This window comes from Streptomyces sp. NPDC056160 (genome assembly GCF_042268205.1).
GTDB lineage: Bacteria > Actinomycetota > Actinomycetes > Streptomycetales > Streptomycetaceae > Streptomyces.
Window position 1 is genome coordinate 49,385 of the sequence record NZ_JBHJUW010000033.1, and the last position, 23,690, is coordinate 73,074.

Genomic DNA, 23,690 nt, shown 5'->3' on the forward strand with positions numbered 1-23,690 from the left:
TGGCGGGGGTCGCCCCCCCCCCGTTCGGGGCCGGCGGGCGCCCCGGGGGGGGGGGCGGGCTCCCCCCGCCCGGCGGGCGCGGCGCCCCCCCCCCCCCCCCACTGCGGGGGGTTCAGGACATGGTCACGGCATCGCGTGCACGTGCGCGCCCACCGAGTTGGACCAGGCGTTGCCCGCCGCCGCGTCCCAGTTGGTGGACCAGGTCATCGCGCCGCGCACGTCGGGGTAGGCCTTCGACGGCTTGAAGGAACCGCAGTTGGTCAGCTTCGCCAGGCAGTCGAGGGCGTTGTTCACCACCGTCGGGGAGACGTAGCCGCCGCCGGCGCCGCTCGGGGAGGCGGGCAGGCCGAGGCCGACCTGGGAGGGCGCGAGGCCGCCTTGGAGCTGGATGCAGGCGAGGGCGGTGAGGAAGTCGACCGTGCCCTGCGAGTAGACCTTGCCGTCGCAGCCCAGCATGGCGCCGCTGTTGTAGTACTGGGTGTTGACGACCGTGAGGATGTCCTTGATGTTCAGGGCCGTCTTGAAGTACCCGGCGGACGTCGACTGCATGTCGATGGTCTGCGGGGCCATGGTGATGATCAGGTTCGGACCGGCCTTCGCGGACAGCGCGCGCAGCGCCTGCGTCATGTAGGTCGGGTTGAGGCCGTTCTCCAGGTCGATGTCGACGCCGTCGAAGCCGTACGTCTGCATCAGCGAGTAGACCGAGTCGGCGAAGTTCGTCGCGGAGGCCGGGTCGCTGACCGACACGGTGCCCTTCTCGCCGCCGATGGAGATGACGACCTTCTTGCCGGCCGCCTGCTTGGCCTTGATGTCCGCCTTGAACTGGTCGGCCGTGTAGCCCTTCAGGCCCGCCGAGTCGAGGTTGAAGGTGACGGCGCCGGGCGTGGTCGTGGCGTCGGCGAAGGCGACCGCGATGATGTCGTAGGCCGAGGGGACGTCGGAGATCTTCTGGACGGTCGCGCCGTTGTCGAAGTTCTGCCAGTAGCCCGTCACCGCGTGCTTGGGCAGGTCGGTGTGGCCGCCGCCGCCCGTGCCCGCCGTGGTGGCCGTGACGGTCGCGGACTTCGCCGACTCGCCGGCCGTGTTGGTCGCGGTGACCTGGAAGGAGTACGCGGTCGACGCCGTCAGGCCGGTCACGGTCGTCGAGGTGCCGGTGACCGCCGAGACCTTGGTGCCGTCGCGGTAGACGTTGTAGCCGGTGGCGCCCGCGACCGTGTTCCAGGACAGGGTGACCGAGGACGAGGTGGTGGCGCCGGCCGCGAGGCCGCCCGGGGCCGCCGGGACCGTCGGGGCGGGGTCACCGCCGCCGCCTCCGTCGGGGCCGGAGACCGAGACGTCGTCGGCGTAGTACGCCGCCTGGCCGTACCAGCCGTGCAGGTACACCGTCACCGAGGTGGTCGAGGAGCCGGTGGTGAAGGTGGTGGACAGTTGCTTCCAGGCCGTCGTGTCGGGCGTCCACGTCGAGACGTCGGTCGTGCCCGTGCCCGTGGCGCCCAGGTAGGTGTACCCGCCCTGGACCCACGCGCTCAGCGTGTACGTCGAGTTGGGCTTGACGGCCACCGTCTGGGTGCACTGGGCGTTGTCCTGCCCGGCGGGGGTGGCCTTCAGCGCGGCCGAACCGCCGTGCACGGGCGAGGAGACGGTCGTACCGCTGCCCGCCGAACAGGTCCAGTTGCTCAGCCCCGACTCGAAGCCGGCGTTCTTGGCGTTGTTGACGTCGGCCGCCGACGCCTGGCCGGTGCCCGCGAGGGAGAGGGCGAGGGCTGCGGTGACGGCTCCGGACCAGATGCCGAGCGGCCGAAGCCGTCTGGTGCCGGGTGTGCCTGGGACGCGGTCCACTGGGGCCTCCGGGGGAGAGGAGAGGAGGGGAGAGGGGGAGAGGGGGAGAGGGAGAACGAAGCGGGGAAGGGATCGGGCGGAGGGAAGTCCGGGGGAGTCCGGGGGAGTCCGGGGGGTGAGACATGAACTGCGGTGCCGCCGTTGGTCGTACAAGTTGGTCCAGACCAATTGCGTTGTCAAGAGGTCCAGACCAAAATCGTCGCCGACCCGCCCTCCGGCCGCGGTCAACGAGCAACCGTGCCGCCACGCTTTCGGGCCCGCTCGGAAGGTGTAACCTGCCCCGTTTTGACGTGACTTGTGCGACCGCAGTTGCCACGGAGCTGACGAATCGCTGTTCTCCGGTCACAGAGGCGTGGATACAGTGCTCAAGTAGTCACGCAGTGAAGTCAACTCGGTGCGCCGGCTCTACGACGGCGGCCCGACAGGCGGCAGACGGGGAGCTGGCGTGTCAACTGCGATCGTTGTGACCGGCGCGGACATGGCACTGCCCGCGCAGGACGAACGGACCGTGCCCGCCGCCGTCCTGCCGGACCTGGACCGGGAACCGCTCGACGGGACCCTCGACGGCATACGGACGCTGCTGGACCAGCACGGCCACGTGATCGTCGTCCACTCCGGGGCCCTGCCCCCCGCCGCGGAGCGCCGGCTGCACACGATCCGCTCGCTGCTGGAGAGCGATCGCATCGCGCTCTTCCGCCCCGACCTGCCGCCGCTCGGCACCGCCGTCCTGGCCCGCCAGTTACGGCAACTGGCCTCCTGCGACCTCGGTCCCGGCGTCCTCGCCTCGGCGGGCCGCCTGCTCACCCACTACGTCCACTGCGGCGCCGTCCTCGGCTCCGTCGCCCGCCTCGACCGCGTCCCGGTCGACCTGAAGGCCCACGCGAGGTCCTGGGTGCCGGGCAGCCAGTTCGGCGTCACCGCCCATCCCGCCCCGCACCTGGTGCGCATCGGCCCCGGCGCGACCCTGCCGGGTCCGGACTTCGGCACCTGGATGCTCGTCGCCAAGGGACAGCTCCAGTCCGACTGGGTCGGCGCGCACCTCGCCCCGGCCTGGAAGGTGCTCGGCCTGCGCGAGGCCGCGCTGCCCGCCGAGTCCGCGACCTGGTGGGGCACCGGGAAGCTGATCGAGTTCTGCAGCTACCTGCCCGACCTGTCGGTCCTCTACCAGTTGGTCACCTCGGTGCGGCAGAGGGTGTGCCACTGGTGCGGCATCGACGTCATCGGTGACCGCTGCGTCTTCTGCTCCGCCGCCCCGCCGCCCGGCCCCGGCGGCGAGGACGCCCCCGGGAGGCAGGGGGACCCCGGGAGGCAGGAGGAGTACGGCATGCGGGGGGAGTACGGGCAGTACGGGCAGTACGGGCAGTACGGGCAGTACGGGAGCCCCGGGACGTACGCGCCGTACCGGACCGCCCCCGAGAGCCGCACACCGACCGGGTGAACCCGCACCCCCGTCACCCCCGCCACTCCAGCCACCCCCGCGCCCCCCGTCATCCGTCGAATCCGCTCGGACCAACCCCCCAACGAGGTCGTACGGTTCATGAACTCCCGTCAGCGCCGCGGCGTGATACTCCTGGTCCTGTCCGTGATCTGCGCCCTCGGCGCGTTCGCGGGCGTGCTCTCCGTCATCAGCGACGTCAAGTCGAAGGTCGGCCCCGAGGTCACGGCGTACCAGCTGAGGGCCGACGTGAAGCCGTACACGCCGCTCAGCGCAAGCCAGTTCGAGAAGATCCGGATGCCCAAGCGGTGGCTCTCGCCCAACGCCGTCACCGACCTCGGCCAGGTACAGGGCAAGATCGCGGTCACCACCCTGCGCCAGGGGTCGCTGCTCCAGAGCGACATGATCGTGAGCCAGCCCGCCCTGCGGCCCGGGCAGCAGGAGGTCGCCATCATGATCGACGCCGCGACCGGCGTGGCCGGCAAGATCACCCCGGGCGCCTCGGTCAACGTCTACGCCACCTTCCCCGGGCAGCGGCAGGGCGACCCCGCCCAGTCCAAGATCATCGTGACCAACGCCAGGGTGCTCGACGTCGGCCGCATCACCGCCCTCGACCCGGGCGCCGACAACAGGAACCAGCAGCCCACCGAGGCCGTCCCCATCACCTTCGCGCTCTCCACGATCGACGCCCAGCGCATCACCTACGCCGAGTCCTTCGCACAGCGGGTCCGGCTCGCACTGGTCGCGCCGGGCGGCGCCACGGACGTCCCGGCCAAGGACCGGACCTACGAACTCGCGAACGACAAGTGAGAGGCCCGCAGCCATGCCCACCAGGATCCTCCCGGCAGTCGGCGACGCGGACGCGGTCCGGTCCCTCACGACACTGCTCAGCCAGCTCCCCGACGCGGAGCCGGTGACCCCCGTCGCCGACTCCACCCAGCTCATCGACACCCTGGCCCGCCTGGCCGCCGAATCCGTCGACGAGCTGCCCGAGATCGTGGTCGTGCACGAACGGATCGGGCCCGTCCCCGCCCTGGAGCTGATCCGCGAGGTCGCGCTGCGCTTCCCGGCGGTCGGCGTCATCCTCGTCACCTCCGACGCTAGCCCCGGCCTGTTCTCCGCCGCCATGGACTCCGGCGCCCGGGGCCTGGCCTCCCTCCCGCTGAGCTACGAGGAACTCGCCAGCCGCGTCCAGGCCGTGGCCCAGTGGTCGGTGGGCGTCCGGCGCCACCTCGGCCACGGCGCCGAGGCGTTCAGCGGGGCCGGCGGGCGGGTCGTGACGGTGAGCGGGGCCAAGGGCGGCGTCGGCGCCACCCTGACCGCCATCCAGCTCGCCCTCGCCGCGCAGGCCTCCGGTCACGGCACCGCCCTGGTCGACATGGACCTCCAGGCCGGCGACGTCGCCTCCTACCTGGACGTCCAGTTCCGCCGTTCGGTCGTCGACCTCGCCGCCATCACGGACATCTCCCCGCGCGTCCTCGCCGACGCCGTCTTCCGTCACGAGACGGGCATCGCCCTGCTGCTCGCCCCCGGCGAGGGCGAGCGCGGCGAAGAGGTCACCGACCGGGCCGCCCGCCAGATCGTCAGCGCCCTGCGTTCGCGCTACGAGGTCGTGGTCCTGGACTGCGGCGCCCAGCTCGGCGGCGCCGGCGCAGCCGCCGTGGAGATGGCCGACACGGCCCTGCTCCTCACCACCCCGGACGTCGTCGCGGTGCGCGCCGCCAAGCGGACCGTGCGGATGTGGGACCGGCTGCAGATCCGCAAGGCGGAGGAGACGACCGTCGTCGTCAACCGCCACACCCGCGCCACGGAGATCCAGCCGGCGCTCATCGGGAAGATCACCGGCACGCCGGTGGCCGGCACGGCGGTCCCCGCCAACTTCAAGGAACTCCAGGGCCTGGTCGATGCCGGCCGCATCCACGAGCTGGACGCCAGGAGCACGGTCAAGCAGGCCCTGTGGGGCCTGGCCGCCGAACTCGGCCTGGTCAAGGGCCCGGCCGGCGGTCACAAGGGCCACGGCCGGATGCGCGGCGACCGGGGCGCGGTCAGCTTCCGGCGGCGCAGGGAGGCCGGAGGATGAGGAGGGGGAGAGGACGAGCGAGGGATTGGTCACGGTCCGACAGCGGACAGGTCGCCGTCGAGTTCCTGGGCATGGCGCCGACCATCCTCATCACGCTGGTGCTGCTGTGGCAGTGCGCGCTGCTGGGCTACACGTACACGCTGGCGGGCAACGCGGCGGACGAGGCCGTACGGGCCGGGACGGCGGCCACCGGGGACATGCAGGGTGCCTGCGAACGGGCGGGCCTGGAGGATCTGCCGAGCGCGTGGCGGGGCGACGCGGAGATCAGTTGCGTGCCCGGAGCGGCCGGTTACGTCAGGGCCACGGTGACGCTGGAGGTCCCCGTGCTGGTCCCCGGCCTGATCGGCTTCCCGATCCCGGTCACCGCTCGCGCCGGCGCGGTGGCGGAGGTGACGGACTGACATGCCCCACGAGCGGCGTACCGACATGCCTCGCGAGCGGCGTACCGACATGCCTCACGAGCGACGGCACCGGCCCCGGGACCGCGGCCAGGTCGCCATCGAGTACCTCGGGTTCATCCCGATCCTGATGCTGGTCGCTGTCGCGGTCATCCAGATCGGCCTGGTCGCTTACGCCGCCCAGCAGGCCGGTACCGCGGCACGGGCCGGGGCGCGCGCGGCCTCGCTCGGACACAGCGCCCAGGAGGGCTGCCAGGAGGGGGTGTCCGACTCGCTGAGCGGCCGTACGAGCTGCACCGAGGCCCGGGGCGGCGACACCGTCACCGTCACCGCCACCGTCCGCATCCCGTCGATCATCCCGCTGTGGGACCCCGTCGGCGACGCCCACAAGACCGCCACCATGCCGCTCGACGACCCCCGCTCGACCACTGACCGAGGACGAGGAGCCCCGCACCCATGAGCCTGCGCGCACGCATCAACTCGCCCGAGGAGCACGGCAGCCGCGGCGAGGACGGCCATCTCGTCGCCTCCTACCGGGCGAAACTCCTGGAGGAGATCGACCTCGCGGAGATGAGCGCGCTCGCCCCGGCGGAGCGGCGGGTACGCCTCGAGCGCGTACTCGGGCACATCATCAGCCGGGAGGGCCCGGTCCTGTCGACCGTGGAGCGCTCCCAGCTGATCCGCCGGGTGGTCGACGAGGCCCTCGGGCTCGGCATACTCGAACCCCTGCTCGAAGACGCCTCCATCACGGAGATCATGGTCAACGGCCCCGACGCGATCTTCGTCGAACGCGGCGGACGGGTCGAACAGCTCCCCCTCCGCTTCGCCTCCCACGACCAGCTGATGCAGACCATCGAACGCATCGTCTCCACGGTCAACCGGCGCGTCGACGAGACGAACCCGATGGTCGACGCGCGGCTGCCGTCCGGCGAACGCGTCAACGTGATCATCCCGCCGCTGGCGCTGACCGGGCCCACCCTCACCATCCGCCGCTTCCCGCGCTCCTTCACCCTCCAGGAGCTGATCGGCTTCGGCTCGCTCGACGAGCACATGCTCTACCTGCTCGCCGCCCTCGTGCAGGCCAGGTTCAACATCATCGTCTCCGGCGCCACCGGCACCGGCAAGACCACCCTCCTCAACGCCCTCTCCGGCCTGATCCCCGAGAGCGACCGGATCATCACCATCGAGGACTCCGCCGAACTCCAGCTCCAGCAGGCCCACGTCGTACGGCTCGAAGCCCGCCCGCCCAACGTGGAGGGCCGGGGCCGCATCAGCATCCGCGACCTCGTGCGCAACTCGCTGCGCATGCGCCCCGACCGCATCGTCGTCGGCGAGGTCCGCGGCGGCGAGTCGCTGGACATGCTCCAGGCGATGTCGACCGGCCACGACGGCTCGCTCGCCACCGTGCACGCCAACAGCGCCGAGGACGCCCTGATGCGCCTGCAGACCCTCGCCTCCATGTCCGACGTGGAGATCCCCTTCCCCGCCCTGCACGACCAGATCAACAGCGCCGTGGACGTCATCGTCCAGTTGACCCGCTTCGCCGACGGCGCCCGCCGCGTCACCGAGATCGCCCTGCTCGACAGCCACGGCGGCGAGCCGTACCGGCTGGCGACCGTGGCCCGCTTCGACGCGCGCCCCATGACCGCCGACGGCCGCATCCACGGCGCCTACGCGCACCACCCGCTGCCCCGCCGCGCCGCCGACCGCCTCTACATGGCGAGCCAGCCCGTCCCCCAGGCCTTCGGCGTCGCCCGGTCCGCAGACCAACTGGCCACCCGGGAAGCCAGGTAGGAGCCCCCATGGACCTGAGCACCCTCGTCACCCTCACCACCGGCATCACCCTGCTGGCCTGCGTCCTGGCAGTCACCGGAGTGCACGCCTACAGCACGGGACGGGACCGGCGGGCGGAACTCGTCGACCGGCTCGCCCTGACCGGCGCGAGCGCGCCGGGCCGCCGGCGCCGCTTCCGCTCCCTCGACCGCCGCCTGCGGCGCACCACCCTCGGCCGGAAACTCGAACGGCGACTGGCCGCCACCGGCCTCGACATCACCCCGGGCGAGTTCTTCGCCTGCATGCTCGCCGTGGTCGCCGCCCTCTGGCTGATCGGCCAGGCCGCCCTCGCCCCCTTCTTCGGGCCGCTCGCCGGTCTCCTCGGCGTCTGGGCGGCGGTGCAGTTCCTCAACTGGCAGCGGGCCAGACGCATCGAGAAGTTCATCAACCAGCTCCCCGAGCTGGCCCGCATCCTGGCCAACGCCACCCAGGCCGGCCTCGCCCTGCGCACCGCCATCGGCATGGCCGCCGAGGAACTGGAGGCCCCGGCCGGCGAGGAGCTGGGCAAGGTGGGCCACCAGCTGGCGCTGGGCGCGTCGATGGACGACGCCCTCGGCGAACTGGCCGACCGGCTGCCCTCGCGCGAACTCGTCGTCCTGGTCACCACGCTGGTCCTGTCCAACCGGGCCGGCGGCCAGGTGGTGAGCGCCCTGCGCAACCTCACGGAGACCCTGGAGGAGCGCAAGGAGACCCGCCGCGAGGTCCGCACCCAGCTGTCCCAGGTCAACATGACCTCGTACGCCGTGCCGGTGCTCGGCGTCGGCGCGCTCTTCCTGATGAACGGGGTCAAGGCGGGCGCCCTGGACCGCATGACGGGCTCCCCCCTCGGCCAGGCCGCAGTGATCACCGCGTTCGCGCTGTACGCCGTCGGGTTCTTCCTCATCCGCCGGATGTCCCGCATCGACGTCTGACCGGGTGCCGGCAGGAGGGCAGCGCGGCCGGGAGAGGCAGGAGAGGACCGGATGGGACGGAACTGGACAGGGGATGACCAGATGGGACGGAACGGGGCAGGAGGGGATCGGCGATGGCATGGCTGCTCGCACTCGTGATGGGCCTCGGCGTCTGGGGGGCCTTCGCCGGCATCCGCATGTACCGCGCGGACGCCCGGCTCCCCAGCGACCTCGCGCTCGCCCTGGAGGTCGGCTCCACCCGCACCGGTGCCGTGGGCTCGGTCATCGACCGCCTGGGCATGCGCTATGCCCCCGCCGTACTGCGCCTGATGGGCCCCAGACTGGTGGCCCGGTACCGCCGCAAGATCGACCTGGCCGGCAACCCCGGGGGCCTGACCATCGACCGCTACGCGGCCCGCCGGGCGGTGTACGGCTTCCTGGGCGGCTTCGGCGGCCTGATCTGCCTGCTGCGCGGCCAGTTCGTCGTCGCCCTGCTCCTCTTCGCGTTCGGCGCGTTCTGGACCGAGGTGGGCATCTGGTCGGCGATCCGCATCCGCCGGGACGTGATCGAACGGACGCTGCCCGACTTCCTCGACGTCCTCGCCGTCGTCGTCAGCGCGGGCCTCGGCTTCCGCCAGGCACTGGACCGGGTCGCCTCCCGCTACGAGGGCCCGTGGGCCGACGAACTGCGCATCACCCTGCGCCAGATGGACCTCGGCATGAGCCGCCGCGAGGCCTTCGCGGAACTGCGCCGCAGGAACGACTCCGAACAGGTCGCGATGTTCGTCACCGCTCTTCAGCAGGGCGAGGAACTGGGCGCGCCGATCGTCGACACGCTCGTCTCCCTCGCCAAGGACATGCGCCGCACCGACGCGCAGAACGCCCGCCGCAAGGCCGCCCGCGCGGTGCCCAAGGCCACCATGATGATCACCACCTTCATGGTCCCGGCCACGCTCATCCTCCTCGGCGCGGGCCTCCTCCTGGGCTCCGGCGTGGACTTCGGCTCCGTCACGGGGAAGTAGAGGGCAGGTGGGTACGACCATGGCGACCACGGAGGAACAAGCGCACGCGAGCCCGCCGCACCGCCGCGCGGAGGCGTCCGGGGCGTCCGAGCTGTCCGAGGTGGCCTCGGTGTCCTCGGTGTCCGAGGGGGCACGGCAGGGGGGCCCTGAGAGCTCTGGGAGGTCTCGGGCCGAGGGGGTCCGAGGGGGTGTGGCGGCCCCGGCGGCCGCCCCGGCGCCTCCGGTGGTTGCGGCGGGCTCGGGCCTGCCGGGGCTGCCGCGGCAGCCGGGCGGTCGGAAGCCGCCAGGTCCGGCGCCCGCCCCCGTGACCGGCGGCCGGGCGGCGGACGCACACGGGGAGAGGCCCACGGCGGAGGACGCGGGGGGCGTGGTAACCACCGCCGGGGGTGTGGCTGCCGCGACCGGTGCCGCAGCCGGCGCCAGGGCGGATGCCGCGCCACATGCCAGGGCGGATGCCGCAGCACATCCCACGGCGGATGCCGCACCACATGCCACGGGGGATGCCGCACCACATGTGGGGCCTGATGTCGCGCCATATGCCGCGCCTGACTACGCACCGCACGCCACGGCCGATGCCGCGCCACATGCGGCGGTTCCCCTTGCCGCAACCAGTGCTGAGGCCGCTGCCGCCACGGGAGCCGCGGCCGTCGCCGCCCCCGCAGCGCTGACCGGTGCCGCGACAGCCCCGCCCGGCGGCCTCGCCGCACCGGAGAAGCTCCAGATCAGCGCCCTCCAGGCGATGTGCCGCCACGTCTTCGCCTTCCGCCTGGCGATGATCGCCCTGTCCGCCCCCGCCGCGCTCGTCCACGCAGCCCCCGGCCTGGCCGTCCGCCTGGTCGGCGCGGCGGTGGTCGTCACCGTCATGGGCTCCTACGTCCTCTTCCGGGACTGGGAACGCTTCGGCCCGCTCCTGCTGCGCCACCCCACCCTGCTGGCCGTGGACACCCTCTTCGGCGCCCTCCTGCTCGTCGCCGCCGGACCGGACAGCACCCTGGCCTACGTCAGCGTCTGCACCCCCCTGCTCGCCGGTCTCGTCTACAGCTGGCGCGGCGCCGCGATCTTCGCCTCGCTCCAGTCGCTCATCCTCTTTCTCGTCTACGCCGCGACGCGGGAACTGCACGCCAACCTGGCCCAGTCCGCGCTCTTCCCCGGCCTCTGCATCGTCGCCGGCGCGGCCGGCGCCACCCAGCGCACACTGCTCCTCCGCTTCGGCGAGGCCACCAGGACCCTGACCGAGGTCCAGGCCCGGCTGGCCGTCACCGAGGCCGTGAGCGCCGAACGGGCCCGTCTGGCCAGGGAGATGCACGACTCGGTGGCCAAGACCCTGCACGGCGTGGCCCTGGCCGCCGACGGTCTGGCCCGTTCGGCCGGTGCGGGCCGCCCGGACCCGGCCCTGCTGCGGCAGCAGGCGGACCTCGTGGCCCGCTCGGCCCGCCGCGCGGCGGCCGAGTCACGGGAACTGCTCACCGACCTGCGGTGCGAACACCGTCCGTCCCGGACGAGCGACCTGATGACCGAACTGGCGGCCGAAATCCAGGCCTTCACCGCCCGTACCGGCCTGCCCGTCACCTGCCTCCCGGCCGAGGGCGCCGACGCGGCGAGCGGCACCCTGCCGGTGGCGCCCGCCGTGGCCCGCCAGCTCCGCTCCATCGCCGCGGAGGCGATGGAGAACGCCCACCGCCACGGAGCGCCGAGCCGCGTGGAGGTGCGGGTGCGCCTCGACGGCGGCCTGCTGCGCCTCAGCGTCCACGACGACGGCCGGGGCCTGCCCCCCGGCACCACCCTCGACGAACTCCGCCGCACCGGCCACTTCGGCCTGGTCGGCATGGCCGAACGGGCCACGACGCTCGGCGCCCGCCTGCTCATCGGCCCCGGCCGCCAGGCCAAGGGCACGGAAGTGTCCCTGGACGTCCCCCGGGACACAGCCCTGCCGCCCCCTTCCCCCTGAGTTCCCGATCCCCCCTGCCGCCCCTTCCCGCCGAGTTCCCGATCCGAGCCGTCCCTGCCGCCCACGCCACTGCACCCGAGAGGAGGCCCGATGCCGCACGAGACACCGCCCCGCCCGCCCGCCGCGCCCCTGCGCGTCGTCGTCGCCGACGACAATCCGGTGGTCCGCGCCGGTCTGACCGCCCTGCTCTGCGGCCGCGAGGACATCACGGTCGTCGCCCAGGCGGCGGACGGCCGCGAGGCCTGGGAAGCCACTCACCGGCACCGCCCGGACGTCGTCCTCCTCGACGTCCGGATGCCCGGCGTCGACGGCATCTCCGCCCTGCCGCACCTGGTCCCGGTCGCCCCCGTCCTGATGCTCACCTACAGCCGCGAGACCGCGATCGTCCAGGAGGCCCTGCGCAGGGGAGCGGGCGGCTACCTGGTCCACGGCGAGTTCACGGCCGACCAACTGGTGGACGCCGTACGGGACATCGTGCACGGCCGCGCCCACCTCACGGCCACGGCGGCGGGGGCGCTGCTGGACCGGCTGCGCCGGAGCCCGGAACCTGCGGAGGGCTCCCTGCCGGAGAACCTGGGCAATGCGAATGCACACGCCTCCCTGCCCTCAACTCACCGAAATCCGCGTGTCACTGTCGAACCTCTTTCGCAGATGCAACGACCTGTGAGACAGTCATCCCCGGTCGACAGATCGAGGTTCCAACTCAGCGCGAGGGAGGCGGAGATCATGGACCTGATCGCGTCCGGCATGACGAACCAGCAGATCGCCGCCGCCTGTTTCATCAGCGAGAAGACCGTCAAGAACCACATCAACCGCATCTTCGCCAAGCTGCACAGCACCAGCCGCGCCGAGGCCGCCGCGAAGTGGCTCGGCACGGCCCCGGGATCCGCCCCGCGAGAGGCCAGGTGACCGGCGATGCCGCGACGGATCTGGGCCCGGATTTGGGCCCACGGACCCTCGGCCACCCCGGCGCCCCGGCCGTACGGTGCCCCTGCCGCAACCGGCATGGAGCCCGAACCCGGAGGGGAACACCATGAGCAACCTGATGCTGAAGACCGTGGTGGCGACCAAGGTCCGCGTGAACGGCTGGAAGCACACGACAACAAAGGCGATGCGCGACCGCGCCGGCGACAAGGGCCAGACGGCGGTCGAGTACCTGGGCATCATCGCAGTCGTGGTGGCGATCGTGCTGGCGATCACGGGTACGGGCATCGGTCAGACCATCCTGACAAAGATCACGGGGCTGATCGCCAAGGTCGGCAATTGACGCACCTGCGCCGGTGCGGCGACGCAGGGCAGGCCTTCCCCATCTACATCACGGTGGTGGGGGGCCTGCTCTTCCTCGCGCTCGCGTATTTTGCTGTCGGCCAAGCAGCGGTGAATCGAAGCAGCGCTCAGACTGCCGCAGATGCGGCGGCACTCGCGGTAGCCCAGGACGCTCGGAAGCAGCTTGCGGAAGAGTGGACGAGGAACGTGCTCGACCCTACGAAGTGGCAGGACATCTTCGAGGGGGACGGGCAGGGGCTTTCCCGTTCGTGTGGGCGGGCGTACGAACTCGCCGCACGGAACGACGCCCATGTGCTCGGTTGTGCACCTGATGGTCTGTTGGGCTATACGGTCACGGTCGAGACCAACAAGACCATGGGGAAATCAGTGGTTCCTGCCACTGAACGTACGAAGTCCAGCGCGCGGGCCACTGCCGTGATCAAGTCGATCTGTGGGTTCAAACCCCTGCCGGAGGGCGCCGGCCATGACGAACTGCCACGCCTCACCTGTGGGAACGACAGGTACTGGGACCTGGATCCGAAACACCTCACTGATCTTCCCGAACCTCAGGACCTGTTCGACGTGCACCTGGCCGACCGATAAGCGAATGACGAGTCATGAAGGAAGCGGAGCGATGAGCATTCGGTTCACTGCGAAGGCCCGCAGGGGCCTCCTCGCGCTGGCCGTCGCGGCCGGATTGGCCCTCGGGATGGCGGGTTGTGGCAGTGGTGGGAGCGGCGATGACAAGCCGTCCGCCCGGGCCTCGGCATCGAAGGAAAGTGGATCCAAGCCAAGCACTCAGGAAGGAAAGTCCGAAGCCCCCTTGGCTGAACTCAGCGGATCCGACGGACTGATGGTGCAAATCACGTCAGCCCAAAAGGACTCCGGTGGGTTCGTCACAGTGAATGGAAACCTGAAGAACGACGGTGCGAAGTCCGTTGCCATTCCAGCTCAGGTCAGCGGCGACGAAACAGAGATCGTCAAGCACGGGATCTCCCTGGGTGGCGCCACTCTGGTCGATCCCCTGGGAAAGAAGCGCTACTACGTTCTCCGTGACACGGAGGGCAGACCACTCACGACGGTTGGTCTCGGCACCGTGGACGCAGGCCAAACCATCCCCGTCTTCATGCAATTCCCCGCCCCCCCAGCCAACGCCACCGCAGTAACCCTCCAACTCCCCACCTTCTCCAGCGGCACCATCAAGATCTCCGGGTGAGGTGGCCATCATGACCCGCACCCCGCCCCGCCTCCCGCTCACCCTGGCGGCCGTCGCCCTCCTGCTCGCCGCGAACCTCTGCGGAGCCGCCGCGGCCCGTGCCGACGGCACCGCCCCGAGCGTCCCGCCGGGCACCGAGGCATCCGCCGCACCCCCCGTGAAGGTCGACCCGAACGACCCCGACCTCAAGCTCCCCGAGGGAGCGACCCTTGCCGCGCCCAAGGTGCTGGACATCAAGTCGGTGGTCGAGGACCAGGGCGGTGAGGAACGCCGCGAGGACACGAACACGGACGTCACGTTCGCGCTCCAGGCCGAGGTGCTGTTCGGCAAGGACAGCGCCCGACTGAGCGACCAGGCCAAGTCCCGTATCGACGCGATCGCGCAGGAGATCAGGAAGCAGCACGCACCCCAGGTCCGGGTCTTCGGTTTCACCGACAACCTCGGCACCCACGAACACGGTGTCGTCCTGTCCAAGCAGCGCGCCAACGCCGTCCAGGACGTCCTCTCCCAGGAGCTGAACGACCCGAACATCACCTTCGACGTGCGCGGTTACGCGGAGGACTACCCCATCGCGGACAACTCCACGGAGGACGGCCGCAAGAAGAACCGCCGGGTGGAGGTCACCTTCCCCCGCACCCAGAGCTGACCCGCACCTCCACGCGCGCCCCCACCCGCACCCCCCACCCCGCCATCGTCCCCGCCGCCGCCTCCAGGACGTGCCGGGAGCGGAGGCGGGGCAGGCCCAGGCGGCCCGGTCTCATCGTGACGACGGCGAGGACCCGCAGGTCGCGGGTGAGGTAGGCGACGTCGAGGGGGATGCGCATGCCGAACGTGTGGATGCTGCCCGCGGGGGAGAGCAGGATCGCGCCGTCGACCGCGTCGCGACCGAGCAGCCCCCGCGTACGGGCCCGGTAGGACGTCGCCAGTTCGAGGGGGACCGTCACCCCGGCCGGCCCCCCGCCCTGCCTGTCCTTACCGCTCCCGTCACCGTGCACGACCAGCTCGCCCCGCCCGTCCCGCCAGCGTCCTGCCATGCCGGGGCCGCCTTCCCGCTCCGCCGCGAAAGTTCCCGATCGACCGTATCCGCAGGGGAGTACGCCTGCCATGGTGCCGCCCTGGGCCCGCTCCGGTCCCCACCTGGGCCCGGCCTGGGTCCACAGGCCCATGCGGCCGCCGACCCGTCCGGCTAAGGTCCCCGCGTGCGCGTCCTCCTGATCGTCGTCGCCGCCCTCTGGGGTGCGGGCGCCGGGCTGCTGGTGCCCCGGGCCGCGCACCGGTTGTCGGTGGACGCCGGCGAGCCGTGGCGGGCGGAGTGTCCGGGCGGACACGCCATCACCGGGCCGTTCGGCGGCTGGGTGGGCCGGGCGCGCTGCGCCGCCGCCACCGCGAAGCGCGACCGTACCCCTGCCGTCCCGGCCGCCTCCGTGACCCGCGAACCCCCCGCCGTGGCGCCGCACTGCGCGGCGTACGGGCCGAGCACCCCCCTCGCCGCCACCGTCACCGCACTCGCCTGCGCCGCACTGGCCGCCGCCGTCGGCGGGCCGCGCCCGGAGGCGGCGGTCTGGCTGCTCGTGGCACCGGTCGGGGTGCTGCTCGCCCTCGTCGACCACCGGGTGCACCGCCTCCCGGACGTGCTGACCCTGCCGCTCGCCGCCGTGACTGCGACGCTGCTGGGCGCCGCCGCCCTCGTGCCCGCGGCCGCCGGGTCCTGGCCGCGGGCACTGCTCGGTGCTCTCGTCCTGGGCGCCTGCTACTTCGTTCTCTTCCTCGTCAACCCGTCCGGCATGGGCTTCGGCGACGTCAAACTGGCGCTGGCGCTGGGCGCGGTCCTCGGCTGGTACGGCTGGCCGGTGCTCGTCGTGGGCGGTTTCGCCGGGCTGTTCTACGGTGCCGTGTACGGGCTGGGGCTGGTCGTGCTGCGGCGGGCGGGGCGCGGGGCGACGATGCCGCTGGGGCCGTTCATGCTCGGCGGTGCGTTCACGGGAGTGCTGCTGGGTGCGGCCGCCGTGGCATGAGGCGGGTGTTGCGTGGGGAGGAAGCCCGCATGACCGGACTCGGCGCTGTCTTCCGCCCCCAACTGCCGCCCGAGCGGCTGCGTGCGATCGCCCGCCTCGCCGACGACGTGGGTCTTGAGGAGCTGTGGCTGTGGGAGGACTGCTTCCTGGAGGGCGGGATCTCCTCGGCCGCCGCCGCACTCGCCTGGACCGAACGGCTTCGGGTCGGCGTCGGCCTGCTGCCCGTCCCGCTGCGCAACGTCGCCGTCACCGCCATGGAGGCCGCCACCCTGCACCGGTTCTTCCCGGGCCGCGCGATCCTCGGCGTCGGGCACGGCGTACAGGACTGGATGGGGCAGGTCGGGGCACGGGCCGGGTCCCCGCTGACCCTGCTGCGCGAGCATCTGGAGGCGTTGCGCGCCCTGCTGGGCGGTGAGCGGGTCACCACGCGGGGCCGGTACGTCCGGCTGACCGACGTGGCCCTGGACTGGCCCCCGCCCGCGGGGAGCGACGTCCCGGTCCTCGCCGGTGCCACCGGGCCGCGCACGCTGCGCCTGTCCGGTGAGGCGGCCGACGGCACGATCCTGACCATCGCCACCTCCCCGGAGGGCGTCCGCCGGGCGCGCGGGCTCATCGACGAGGGACGGCGGGCGGCCGGCCGCGAGGGCACGCACCGCGTCGTCGTCTACCTCCTCACCGCCACCGGGCCCGACGCCGAGCGCCGGCTGCGTGCCGAGCTGGCCGCAGAGGGGCTGTCCGCCGTGCCTGACCTGGGGGTCGCCGGTGACGCGCCGGCCGTGGCGAAGGCCGTCGAGGCGCTTGCCGACGCGGGTGCGGACACGGTCGTCCTCCAGCCGACGGCCGACGAACCGGACCCGGAGGGTTTCCTCCGCTTCACCGCCCAGCAGGTCCGCCCGCTGGTCTCCTGACAACGACCAGGCACCGCCCACCGCCACCCCGCCCCTCCCGGCCCTCCGTTCCATCCACCGGCCCCCCACCGGCCACCGGTTGCCCGAGCACCGACCCCCACCCGCGCCCCCCACGGCCCCCGTTCCACCCACCGGCCCTCCGTTCCATCCACCGGCCCCCACCGGCCACCGGCTGCCCGGCCACCCCCCCGGCCCCGAACCACCCACTACCCCCCGCCCGCGAAGGGCCCGCCACGCGCCCCAGCCCGCCCCGCACCGGAAAACGAGCAGCGGCACACCCGTCCACCTGCAAAAATCGCCGGTATGGCAGACCATCAGCACCGCTCGTTCGAGGACCTCCTGGCCGAAGGGGCTGCCGTGCCCACCGAGGGATGGGACTTCTCGTGGTTCGCGGGGCGGGCCACCGAGGCCCGGCCCTCCTGGCAGTACGCCGTGTCGATGGCGGGCCGGCTCGCCGGTGCGGAGGCCGTGCTCGACGTGCAGACCGGGGGAGGCGAGGTGTTCGACTTCGCGCTCGGGCGGGCCGCCCGCGTCCCCGCGCTCCTCGCCGCCACGGAGGGATGGCCGCCCAACGTGGCCAAGGCCGGCGAACTGCTGCGTCCGCGCGGTGTCGTGGTCGTCGCCTCGGAGGAGGACGCTCCGCTGCCGTTCGCCGAGGGGGCCTTCGACCTCGTCGTCAGCAGGCATCCGGTCCGCCCGAACTGGACGGAGATCGCCCGTGTGCTCCGCCCGGGCGGCACGTACTTCGCCCAGCACGTCGGGCCGAGCAGCGTCTTCGAACTCGTCGAGTACTTCCTCGGCCCGCAGCCGGAGGAGACCCGCGGTGCCCGTGACCCCGGGCGGGAGCGGGCGGACGCGGAGGCGGCCGGTCTCGACGTGGTCGGCCTGCGTGCCGAGCGGCTGCGCATGGAGTTCCACGACGTCGCGGCCGTCGTGCACTTCCTGCGCAAGGTGGTCTGGATGGTCCCCGGCTTCACGGTCGAGGCGTACCGGCCCCGGCTGCGGGAGCTGCACGAGCGGATCGCGGCCGACGGCCCGTTCGTGGCGCACAGCACCCGCCATCTTTTCGAGGCCCGCAAGCCGCGATGACGGGCTCATGACGTGCGTGAGGGGGTGCGGGGCGGGTTGTGACGGACGTATGGGGGCTGGGCGTATGGGGCGGATGACGCGCGCATGACCGACACGGTTGCCACATCGTTATCGTCAGCCTCTCCCGTCGCTGACCCGTCTGGCGTAAGTTCAGACCAACGAAATTCGCGTGAGCAAAGCTGCGCGGGTGGCATCGCGCAGTGGAGGGGGCTGCGCGGCGCCGAGGCCCTGCTGGCGGCGGCTCAGCCCCGCCCGGTCGCGGCCGGTGCCGGGCTCTTCGGCGTCAAGCGGGTGTGAACGGCCGGGTCCCCCGGGAGAGGTATGCGTGGACAACTCGCCGCGCGCCCCTCAGATGGCGCAATCCCTGCGGATCCCATCACATTCGGTCGGATTTCCCTGTGAATTCGCTGTGATCCGGCCATGATCGGGCGCGGAATGCCGGGTTCTGGACGCGTCGAGGCGTCGCCGGATGATTCCGGAGAGTAGTTGTGGCGCGCTGATGCACGCAGCATCACTTACGAAGGGTTATGGTGGAAACCCCCCCTCGGGCCGGTCCGTCTCCCCCCCACGGACCGGCCCGTTTTTTCTTTCGCGCCGCCCGGGCCGGCTCCCCTGGCGCCGGGCGCGCGTGGTCGCCCGTGGGGAACCCCGGGGGTGCCGGGGGTAGGCTTCGCCCCGGGACCGCCATACGGACGAGGCCGCCGCACGGACAGGGAACGCCCCCGGCCGCGCCTGTCCGATCCATACGGAGGGGCTGACGAACACGTGAACCTGCGCGACAAGCTGCGCAGCCTGCTGGTCAGGCTGTACGCGCGCCGGGTGGAAGGCCACCTGGACCACGCTCAGGTGCCCAAGCACATCGGCGTCATCATGGACGGCAACCGCCGCTGGGCGAAGGCCTCGGGTTCCACCACCGAGCATGGACACCGGGCCGGTGCCGACAAGATCGAGGAGTTCCTCGGCTGGTGCACCGAGACGGACGTCGAGGTCGTCACCCTCTGGCTGCTGTCCACGGACAACTTCGACCGCCCCCAGGACGAGCTGGTCCCGCTGCTCGGCATCATCGAGGACGTCGTGCGCTCCCTGGCCGCCGACGGCCGCTGGCGCGTCCACCACGTCGGCACCATGGACCTGCTCCCCGCCGGCATGCAGGCCGTCCTCAAGGAGGCCGAGGAGGCCACCGCCGACGTCGACGGAATAGTGGTCAACGTCGCCATCGGCTACGGCGGCCGGCAGGAGATCGCCGACGCCGTGCGCTCCATGCTCTTCGACGCGCGGGAGAAGGGCACCTCCCTGGAGGACCTCGCCGAGGCCGTCGACGTCGAGATGATCGGCCGGCACCTCTACACCCGGGCCCAGCCCGACCCCGACCTCGTGATCCGCACCAGCGGAGAGCAGCGGCTGTCCGGGTTCATGCTCTGGCAGACCGCCCACTCGGAGTACTACTTCTGCGAGGTCTTCTGGCCGGCCTTCCGCAAGGTCGACTTCCTGCGCGCGCTGCGCGACTACGCGGCCCGCCACCGCCGCTACGGAGGCTGACGGAGCGCCCTGCCGCAGGGCCCGTACCCCTCTTCACGAGGAGTTCATCCGCGCGCGGCGGCCCGCTTCTGCATGGCGGTGCATGTTCGAGGGCATAAGACCAGACAGGTCGACACCCGAACCACGGGTGTCGGATCTCAGCGGGCGGCTCGGGGCCGTCCGCCCGGGAGGCCCGTTGCACCAGCCCGATCGTGCGGTCACTGTGCGGACGAAGACGTGGAGGGCCGGTCGCCGGCCCGCACATCGCGGCCGGCCACCGGCCCCGATGCCCCCACCCTCCCGGCCCGGCATCCACCTCGTCGCTCCCCGACCTCATCCGAGGGGGTACGTCCTTCCGTGGTGACCAGCACAAAGCGCCACAAGCCAGACCGGCGCACCTACGTTCTCGACACCAGCGTCCTGCTGGCGGACCCGAACGCCCTGACCCGCTTCGACGAGCACGAAGTCGTGCTCCCCATCGTCGTGGTCACGGAACTGGAGGCCAAGCGGCACCATCCCGAACTCGGCTACTTCGCTCGGCAGGCCCTGCGTCTGCTGGACGACTACCGGGTCCGGCACGGTCGCCTCGACGCCCCCATCCCGATCGGGGACCTCGGCGGGACGGTCCGGGTCGAGCTGAACCACTCGGACCCCAGCGTGCTGCCCACCGGCTACCGCCTGGGGGACAACGACTCGCGCATCCTCGCGGTCGCCCGCAACCTGCAGGCCGAGGGGTACGACGTCACCGTCGTCTCCAAGGACCTGCCGCTGCGGATCAAGGCCTCCTCCGTGGGCCTCCTCGCCGAGGAGTACCGTGCGGAACTCGCCATCACCGACGCCTCCGGCTGGACCGGGATGTCCGAACTGACCCTGCCCGCCGAGCAGGTGGACATCCTCTTCGAGGAGGGGCACGTCGACGTCCCCGAGGCCGCCGCGCTGCCCGTGCACACAGGCCTGACGATCCATTCGGAGCGCGGCAAGGCGCTCGGCCGGGTCACCCCCGAGGGGGCCGTCCGGCTGGTGCGCGGGGACCGGGAGGCCTTCGGTATCAAGGGCCGCAGCGCCGAGCAGCGGATCGCGCTCGACCTGCTCCTCGACCCGGACATCGGGATCGTGTCGATGGGCGGCCGGGCCGGCACCGGCAAGTCGGCGCTGGCGCTGTGCGCGGGCCTGGAGGCGGTCCTGGAGCGCCGTCAGCACCAGAAGGTGATGGTCTTCCGCCCGCTGTACGCGGTCGGCGGGCAGGAACTGGGCTATCTGCCGGGCACCGAGGCGGAGAAGATGAGCCCCTGGGCGCAGGCCGTCTTCGACACGCTGTCGGCGGTCACCTCCCGCGAGGTCATCGAGGAGGTCACCGCGCGCGGGATGCTGGAGGTGCTGCCGCTCACCCACATCCGCGGCCGTTCGCTGCACGACGCGTTCGTCATCGTGGACGAGGCGCAGTCCCTCGAGCGCAACGTCCTCCTGACGGTGCTCTCGCGGATCGGCGCCGATTCGCGCGTGGTGCTCACCCACGACGTGGCGCAGCGGGACAACCTACGGGTCGGCCGCTACGACGGTGTGGTCGCCGTCGTGGAGAAGCTGAAGGGGCATCCGCTCTTCGCGCACGTGACGCTGACCCGGTCCGAACGGTCGCAGATCGCCGCCCTGGTGACCGAGATGCTGGAGGACGGACACATCTGACACCCGTTCGCACGCCTGCCCCGTTTTCGGGCAGTTGTGCGGGAGTCGGCGCCGTCCGGCAAAGGCCGAGAGCCTAGCCGGGCGGCGCCGTCGTGCGCGGCTCTTTCCCGAAATCCCGTGGGCCGAACGGGGTGTGAGCTTTCACACGCAACTCGGAATTGCCTTGCGGCGTCGGGTTACGGCAAAGTCTCACTCCTGTCAGGCCCCGCATACGACACAGCTGTGCCCCTTGAGGTACGGCGCCACACGAGCACCACCGTCAACTCCATAACGTCGTCGTATGCCGCCCGAAGCACACGCGGCACTCCCGTGACGGGAGTTGTCCACCGGGCCCGCGCCTCCGTGACCCGCAGTTGGGAGGCCAGTGCCAGGGGCACGATCGCGTCCGTCAGGGTCACCGAAGCGGGCGATGCTGGAAGGAAACCGTGTGAGCCGGATCTCGGTCCGGGGACTCGCAGTGGCATCGGCCACCGCGGTCACCGCCGTCGGAAGCGTCGTCGGAGTTGCCTCGGGCAGCACCGCGCAGAACAACGACGCCGAAGCGACGGCAGCCGACGCCACACTCCTCGCGGACATCCCGGTGGGCCAGCAGGCCCCGGTGCAGACCGCGTCCCTCACGCAGCAGGCCGACGCCCAGGCGATCGCCGCCGACGCGAGCGCGAAGAAGGACGCCGAGGAGGCGGCCCGCAAGGCAGCCGCCGAGACCGCCATCGCCAAGAAGGCGGCCGCCGAGAAGGCGGCCAAGGAGGCCAAGGAGCGGGAGGAGCTGAAGAAGTCGACCACCCGCAGCACCCGGGACGCCTCCTCCTTCCCCGTCCAGGGCTCCTACACCACGGCCCAGGTGCAGGCGATCGCCCGGCAGATCGTGCCGAGCGGCCAGTTCCAGTGCTTCAGCAACATCGTGAACCACGAGTCCACCTGGAACTACCAGGCGGTCAACCCCTCCTCGGGCGCCTACGGCCTCGTCCAGGCGCTGCCGGCGGGCAAGATGTCCTCCGCGGGCGCCGACTGGCGGACCAACCCGGCCACCCAGATCAAGTGGGGCCTCAACTACATGAACGTCCGCTACGGCAGCCCGTGCGACGCCTGGTCGTACTGGCAGGTGAACCACAACTACTGAGCCGCGCCGCCGTGCTCAACCTCGCACAGCCCCTCCCCGTCCTAGGGGGAGGGGCTTTTGCCCTGTAGCGTCTGTCGGAACGGCTCCAGGGGGCGTGGTGGTCAGAGACGGGGGAAGAGGACGGATCATGTCGCGAGTTCCAGGGTGGCTCGGCCGTGTCGGCGCCGGACTGACCGAGATGGGTGAGCGGTTGGACGAGCGCCGTGCCGAGGTGGAGAAGGAGCACACCGGGCACGAACACGAGCCGGCCGCGGACGTCGTGGTGCCCGCGGAACACGTGACGGTCGTCCCCGCCCGCCCCGACCCCGCCCAGGCCGTGCCCTGGGGTGTGCGGGTGGCGGCGGAGGCCGGCTGGCGGGTGCTCGTCCTCGCCGGCACCGTCTGGGTGCTGATGCGGGTCATCAGCGCCGTGCAACTGGTGGTGCTGGCCTTCGTCGCCGCGCTGCTCATCACCGCCCTGCTCCAGCCCACAGTGGCCCGCCTGCGCCGCTACGGCCTGCCGCGCGGACCGGCCACCGCGCTCACCGCGATCCTCGGCTTCGTCATCATGGGCCTGATCGGGTGGTTCGTGACCTGGCAGGTCATGGAGAACATCGACAACCTCTCCAACCAGATCCAGGCCGGCATCGACGACCTGCGCAAGTGGCTGTTGAACAGCCCCTTCCACGTCACCGACAAGCAGATCAACCAGATCGCCAAGAGCCTCAGGGAGGCCATCGGCGCGAACACCGACCAGATAACGTCCGCCGGCCTCGAAGGCGTCACGGTCATCGTGGAGGCCCTGACCGGGATCCTGCTGACCATGTTCTCGACGCTGTTCCTGCTCTACGACGGGCGGCGGATCTGGGAGTGGACGCTGAAGCTGGTGCCGGCGGCGGCCCGCCCGGGCGTGGCCGGGGCCGGCCCGCGCGCCTGGCGCACCCTGACGGCGTACGTGCGCGGCACGGTGATCGTGGCGATGATCGACGCGATCTTCATCGGGCTCGGGATCTACTTCCTGAACGTCCCGATGGCGGTGCCGCTGGCCGTCTTCATCTTCCTGTTCGCCTTCGTCCCGCTGGTGGGCGCCGTCGTGTCGGGCGCGCTGGCCGTGGTGGTCGCGCTGGTCACCCAGGGCGTGTTCACCGCCGTGATGACCCTCGTCGTCGTGCTCGCCGTCCAGCAGATCGAGGGGCACGTCCTCCAGCCGTTCATCCTCGGCCGCGCGGTGCGGGTGCACCCGCTGGCGGTGGTCCTGTCGGTCGCGGCGGGCGGCATGATCGCGGGGATCGGCGGGGCCGTGGTGGCCGTGCCGCTGGTGGCGGTGACCAACACCGTCGTGGGCTACCTGCGCCAGTACGCCCGGGAGGCCGCGTTGCGCCAGGCGAAGCAGCCCGCGGGCGCCACGGCGCCGGCCGCGCGGCCGGCGGACGCGGCGCCGGCGCCGGCCG

Annotated in this window: 23 protein-coding genes; 21 read left to right on the forward strand and 2 right to left on the reverse strand. The window is 72.0% G+C overall.

Translation table 11 applies throughout. From position 1 onward, the window contains the following. Positions 1-123: 123 nt before the first annotated feature. Complete coding sequence (locus ACFC02_RS15130) at positions 124-1,839, reverse strand: chitinase (protein ID WP_376356615.1); 1,716 nt, start codon at positions 1,837-1,839, stop codon at positions 124-126. Positions 1,840-2,317: 478 nt separating this feature from the next. On the opposite strand from ACFC02_RS15130, the gene ACFC02_RS15135 reads away from it, so the two are divergent. From ACFC02_RS15135 to ACFC02_RS15200, 14 genes are all read left to right on the forward strand, one after another. Then, positions 2,318-3,277, forward strand: a complete 960-nt coding sequence (locus tag ACFC02_RS15135; protein ID WP_376356654.1) for a hypothetical protein — start codon at positions 2,318-2,320, stop codon at positions 3,275-3,277. A gap of 99 nt (positions 3,278-3,376) precedes the next feature. Beyond that, a complete protein-coding gene (gene cpaB, locus ACFC02_RS15140; protein ID WP_376356617.1) occupies positions 3,377-4,084 on the forward strand; it encodes a Flp pilus assembly protein CpaB in 708 nt (235 codons plus the stop codon). Between the two features lie 13 nt (positions 4,085-4,097). Continuing rightward, the gene (locus tag ACFC02_RS15145) at positions 4,098-5,354 is read left to right on the forward strand and encodes a CpaE family protein (RefSeq protein WP_376356619.1); all 1,257 of its coding nucleotides are present in this window, start codon (positions 4,098-4,100) and stop codon (positions 5,352-5,354) included. A 71-nt stretch (positions 5,355-5,425) separates the two neighbouring features. Continuing rightward, positions 5,426-5,755, forward strand: coding sequence for a pilus assembly protein (locus tag ACFC02_RS15150; RefSeq protein ID WP_376356621.1), 330 nt, complete (start codon positions 5,426-5,428; stop codon positions 5,753-5,755). A 49-nt stretch (positions 5,756-5,804) separates the two neighbouring features. Next, positions 5,805-6,212 (forward strand): TadE/TadG family type IV pilus assembly protein, encoded by a 408-nt coding sequence (locus ACFC02_RS15155; RefSeq protein WP_376356623.1) that lies wholly within the window; start codon positions 5,805-5,807, stop codon positions 6,210-6,212. After that, positions 6,209-7,546 (forward strand): CpaF family protein, encoded by a 1,338-nt coding sequence (locus ACFC02_RS15160; protein WP_376356625.1) that lies wholly within the window; start codon positions 6,209-6,211, stop codon positions 7,544-7,546. Before ACFC02_RS15155 ends, ACFC02_RS15160 begins: the two co-directional genes overlap by 4 nt. An 8-nt stretch (positions 7,547-7,554) precedes the next feature. Continuing rightward, complete coding sequence (locus ACFC02_RS15165; protein ID WP_376356627.1) at positions 7,555-8,496, forward strand: type II secretion system F family protein; 942 nt, start codon at positions 7,555-7,557, stop codon at positions 8,494-8,496. A 113-nt stretch (positions 8,497-8,609) separates the two neighbouring features. Further along, a complete protein-coding gene (locus ACFC02_RS15170; protein WP_360976075.1) occupies positions 8,610-9,497 on the forward strand; it encodes a DUF5936 domain-containing protein in 888 nt (295 codons plus the stop codon). Positions 9,498-10,236: 739 nt separating this feature from the next. Beyond that, entirely contained in the window at positions 10,237-11,445 is a 1,209-nt protein-coding gene (locus ACFC02_RS15175; RefSeq protein ID WP_376356629.1) for a sensor histidine kinase, read from the forward strand. 90 nt (positions 11,446-11,535) lie between these two features. After that, the gene (locus tag ACFC02_RS15180; protein ID WP_376356631.1) at positions 11,536-12,354 is read left to right on the forward strand and encodes a response regulator; all 819 of its coding nucleotides are present in this window, start codon (positions 11,536-11,538) and stop codon (positions 12,352-12,354) included. A gap of 124 nt (positions 12,355-12,478) precedes the next feature. Next, positions 12,479-12,712, forward strand: a complete 234-nt coding sequence (locus ACFC02_RS15185; protein WP_376356633.1) for a Flp family type IVb pilin — start codon at positions 12,479-12,481, stop codon at positions 12,710-12,712. Next, positions 12,709-13,314 (forward strand): pilus assembly protein TadG-related protein, encoded by a 606-nt coding sequence (locus ACFC02_RS15190; protein ID WP_376356635.1) that lies wholly within the window; start codon positions 12,709-12,711, stop codon positions 13,312-13,314. The genes ACFC02_RS15185 and ACFC02_RS15190 overlap by 4 nt, the downstream gene beginning before the upstream one ends. A gap of 31 nt (positions 13,315-13,345) precedes the next feature. After that, positions 13,346-13,927: a hypothetical protein gene (locus tag ACFC02_RS15195; RefSeq protein WP_376356637.1), complete on the forward strand. Its 582-nt coding sequence runs from the start codon at positions 13,346-13,348 to the stop codon at positions 13,925-13,927. Positions 13,928-13,937: 10 nt separating this feature from the next. Continuing rightward, positions 13,938-14,573 carry an OmpA family protein gene (locus ACFC02_RS15200; protein WP_376356639.1) on the forward strand — a complete coding sequence of 212 codons (636 nt, stop codon included), beginning with the start codon at positions 13,938-13,940 and terminating at the stop codon, positions 14,571-14,573. Here the strand turns inward: ACFC02_RS15200 and ACFC02_RS15205 are convergent. After that, entirely contained in the window at positions 14,548-14,961 is a 414-nt protein-coding gene (locus ACFC02_RS15205; RefSeq protein WP_376356640.1) for a DUF192 domain-containing protein, read from the reverse strand. The genes ACFC02_RS15200 and ACFC02_RS15205 overlap by 26 nt on opposite strands. A gap of 165 nt (positions 14,962-15,126) precedes the next feature. On the opposite strand from ACFC02_RS15205, the gene ACFC02_RS15210 reads away from it, so the two are divergent. The 7 genes from ACFC02_RS15210 to ACFC02_RS15240 all read left to right on the forward strand — a co-directional run. Then, complete coding sequence (locus ACFC02_RS15210; protein WP_376356642.1) at positions 15,127-15,942, forward strand: prepilin peptidase; 816 nt, start codon at positions 15,127-15,129, stop codon at positions 15,940-15,942. Between the two features lie 29 nt (positions 15,943-15,971). Further along, complete coding sequence (locus ACFC02_RS15215) at positions 15,972-16,850, forward strand: LLM class flavin-dependent oxidoreductase (RefSeq protein WP_376356644.1); 879 nt, start codon at positions 15,972-15,974, stop codon at positions 16,848-16,850. A gap of 303 nt (positions 16,851-17,153) precedes the next feature. Continuing rightward, positions 17,154-17,939 (forward strand): class I SAM-dependent methyltransferase, encoded by a 786-nt coding sequence (locus tag ACFC02_RS15220; RefSeq protein ID WP_376356645.1) that lies wholly within the window; start codon positions 17,154-17,156, stop codon positions 17,937-17,939. 765 nt (positions 17,940-18,704) lie between these two features. Further along, positions 18,705-19,478, forward strand: coding sequence for an isoprenyl transferase (locus ACFC02_RS15225; RefSeq protein ID WP_360976046.1), 774 nt, complete (start codon positions 18,705-18,707; stop codon positions 19,476-19,478). 336 nt (positions 19,479-19,814) lie between these two features. After that, positions 19,815-21,140 (forward strand): PhoH family protein, encoded by a 1,326-nt coding sequence (locus tag ACFC02_RS15230; protein WP_360976043.1) that lies wholly within the window; start codon positions 19,815-19,817, stop codon positions 21,138-21,140. 427 nt (positions 21,141-21,567) lie between these two features. Continuing rightward, entirely contained in the window at positions 21,568-22,260 is a 693-nt protein-coding gene (locus ACFC02_RS15235) for a transglycosylase SLT domain-containing protein (protein ID WP_376356648.1), read from the forward strand. Between the two features lie 127 nt (positions 22,261-22,387). Next, positions 22,388-23,690 (forward strand): AI-2E family transporter (locus tag ACFC02_RS15240; protein WP_376356650.1); only part of this gene is annotated, 1,303 nt, incomplete at its 3' end.

Excerpts from the sequence above, each read along its gene's own strand:
- cpaB (WP_376356617.1), top strand. The coding sequence starts at position 3,377 with ATGAACTCCCGTCAGCGCCGCGGCGTGATACTCCTGGTCCTGTCCGTG.
- ACFC02_RS15170 (WP_360976075.1), top strand. The coding sequence starts at position 8,610 with ATGGCATGGCTGCTCGCACTCGTGATGGGCCTCGGCGTCTGGGGGGCC.
- ACFC02_RS15205 (WP_376356640.1), bottom strand. The coding sequence starts at position 14,961 with ATGGCAGGACGCTGGCGGGACGGGCGGGGCGAGCTGGTCGTGCACGGT.
- ACFC02_RS15195 (WP_376356637.1), top strand. The coding sequence starts at position 13,346 with ATGAGCATTCGGTTCACTGCGAAGGCCCGCAGGGGCCTCCTCGCGCTG.
- ACFC02_RS15165 (WP_376356627.1), top strand. The coding sequence starts at position 7,555 with ATGGACCTGAGCACCCTCGTCACCCTCACCACCGGCATCACCCTGCTG.
- ACFC02_RS15180 (WP_376356631.1), top strand. The coding sequence starts at position 11,536 with ATGCCGCACGAGACACCGCCCCGCCCGCCCGCCGCGCCCCTGCGCGTC.
- ACFC02_RS15145 (WP_376356619.1), top strand. The coding sequence starts at position 4,098 with ATGCCCACCAGGATCCTCCCGGCAGTCGGCGACGCGGACGCGGTCCGG.
- ACFC02_RS15150 (WP_376356621.1), top strand. The coding sequence starts at position 5,426 with ATGGCGCCGACCATCCTCATCACGCTGGTGCTGCTGTGGCAGTGCGCG.
- ACFC02_RS15200 (WP_376356639.1), top strand. The coding sequence starts at position 13,938 with ATGACCCGCACCCCGCCCCGCCTCCCGCTCACCCTGGCGGCCGTCGCC.
- ACFC02_RS15220 (WP_376356645.1), top strand. The coding sequence starts at position 17,154 with ATGGCAGACCATCAGCACCGCTCGTTCGAGGACCTCCTGGCCGAAGGG.
- ACFC02_RS15160 (WP_376356625.1), top strand. The coding sequence starts at position 6,209 with ATGAGCCTGCGCGCACGCATCAACTCGCCCGAGGAGCACGGCAGCCGC.
- ACFC02_RS15175 (WP_376356629.1), top strand. The coding sequence starts at position 10,237 with ATGTGCCGCCACGTCTTCGCCTTCCGCCTGGCGATGATCGCCCTGTCC.
- ACFC02_RS15155 (WP_376356623.1), top strand. The coding sequence starts at position 5,805 with ATGCCTCACGAGCGACGGCACCGGCCCCGGGACCGCGGCCAGGTCGCC.
- ACFC02_RS15215 (WP_376356644.1), top strand. The coding sequence starts at position 15,972 with ATGACCGGACTCGGCGCTGTCTTCCGCCCCCAACTGCCGCCCGAGCGG.
- ACFC02_RS15135 (WP_376356654.1), top strand. The coding sequence starts at position 2,318 with ATGGCACTGCCCGCGCAGGACGAACGGACCGTGCCCGCCGCCGTCCTG.
- ACFC02_RS15185 (WP_376356633.1), top strand. The coding sequence starts at position 12,479 with ATGAGCAACCTGATGCTGAAGACCGTGGTGGCGACCAAGGTCCGCGTG.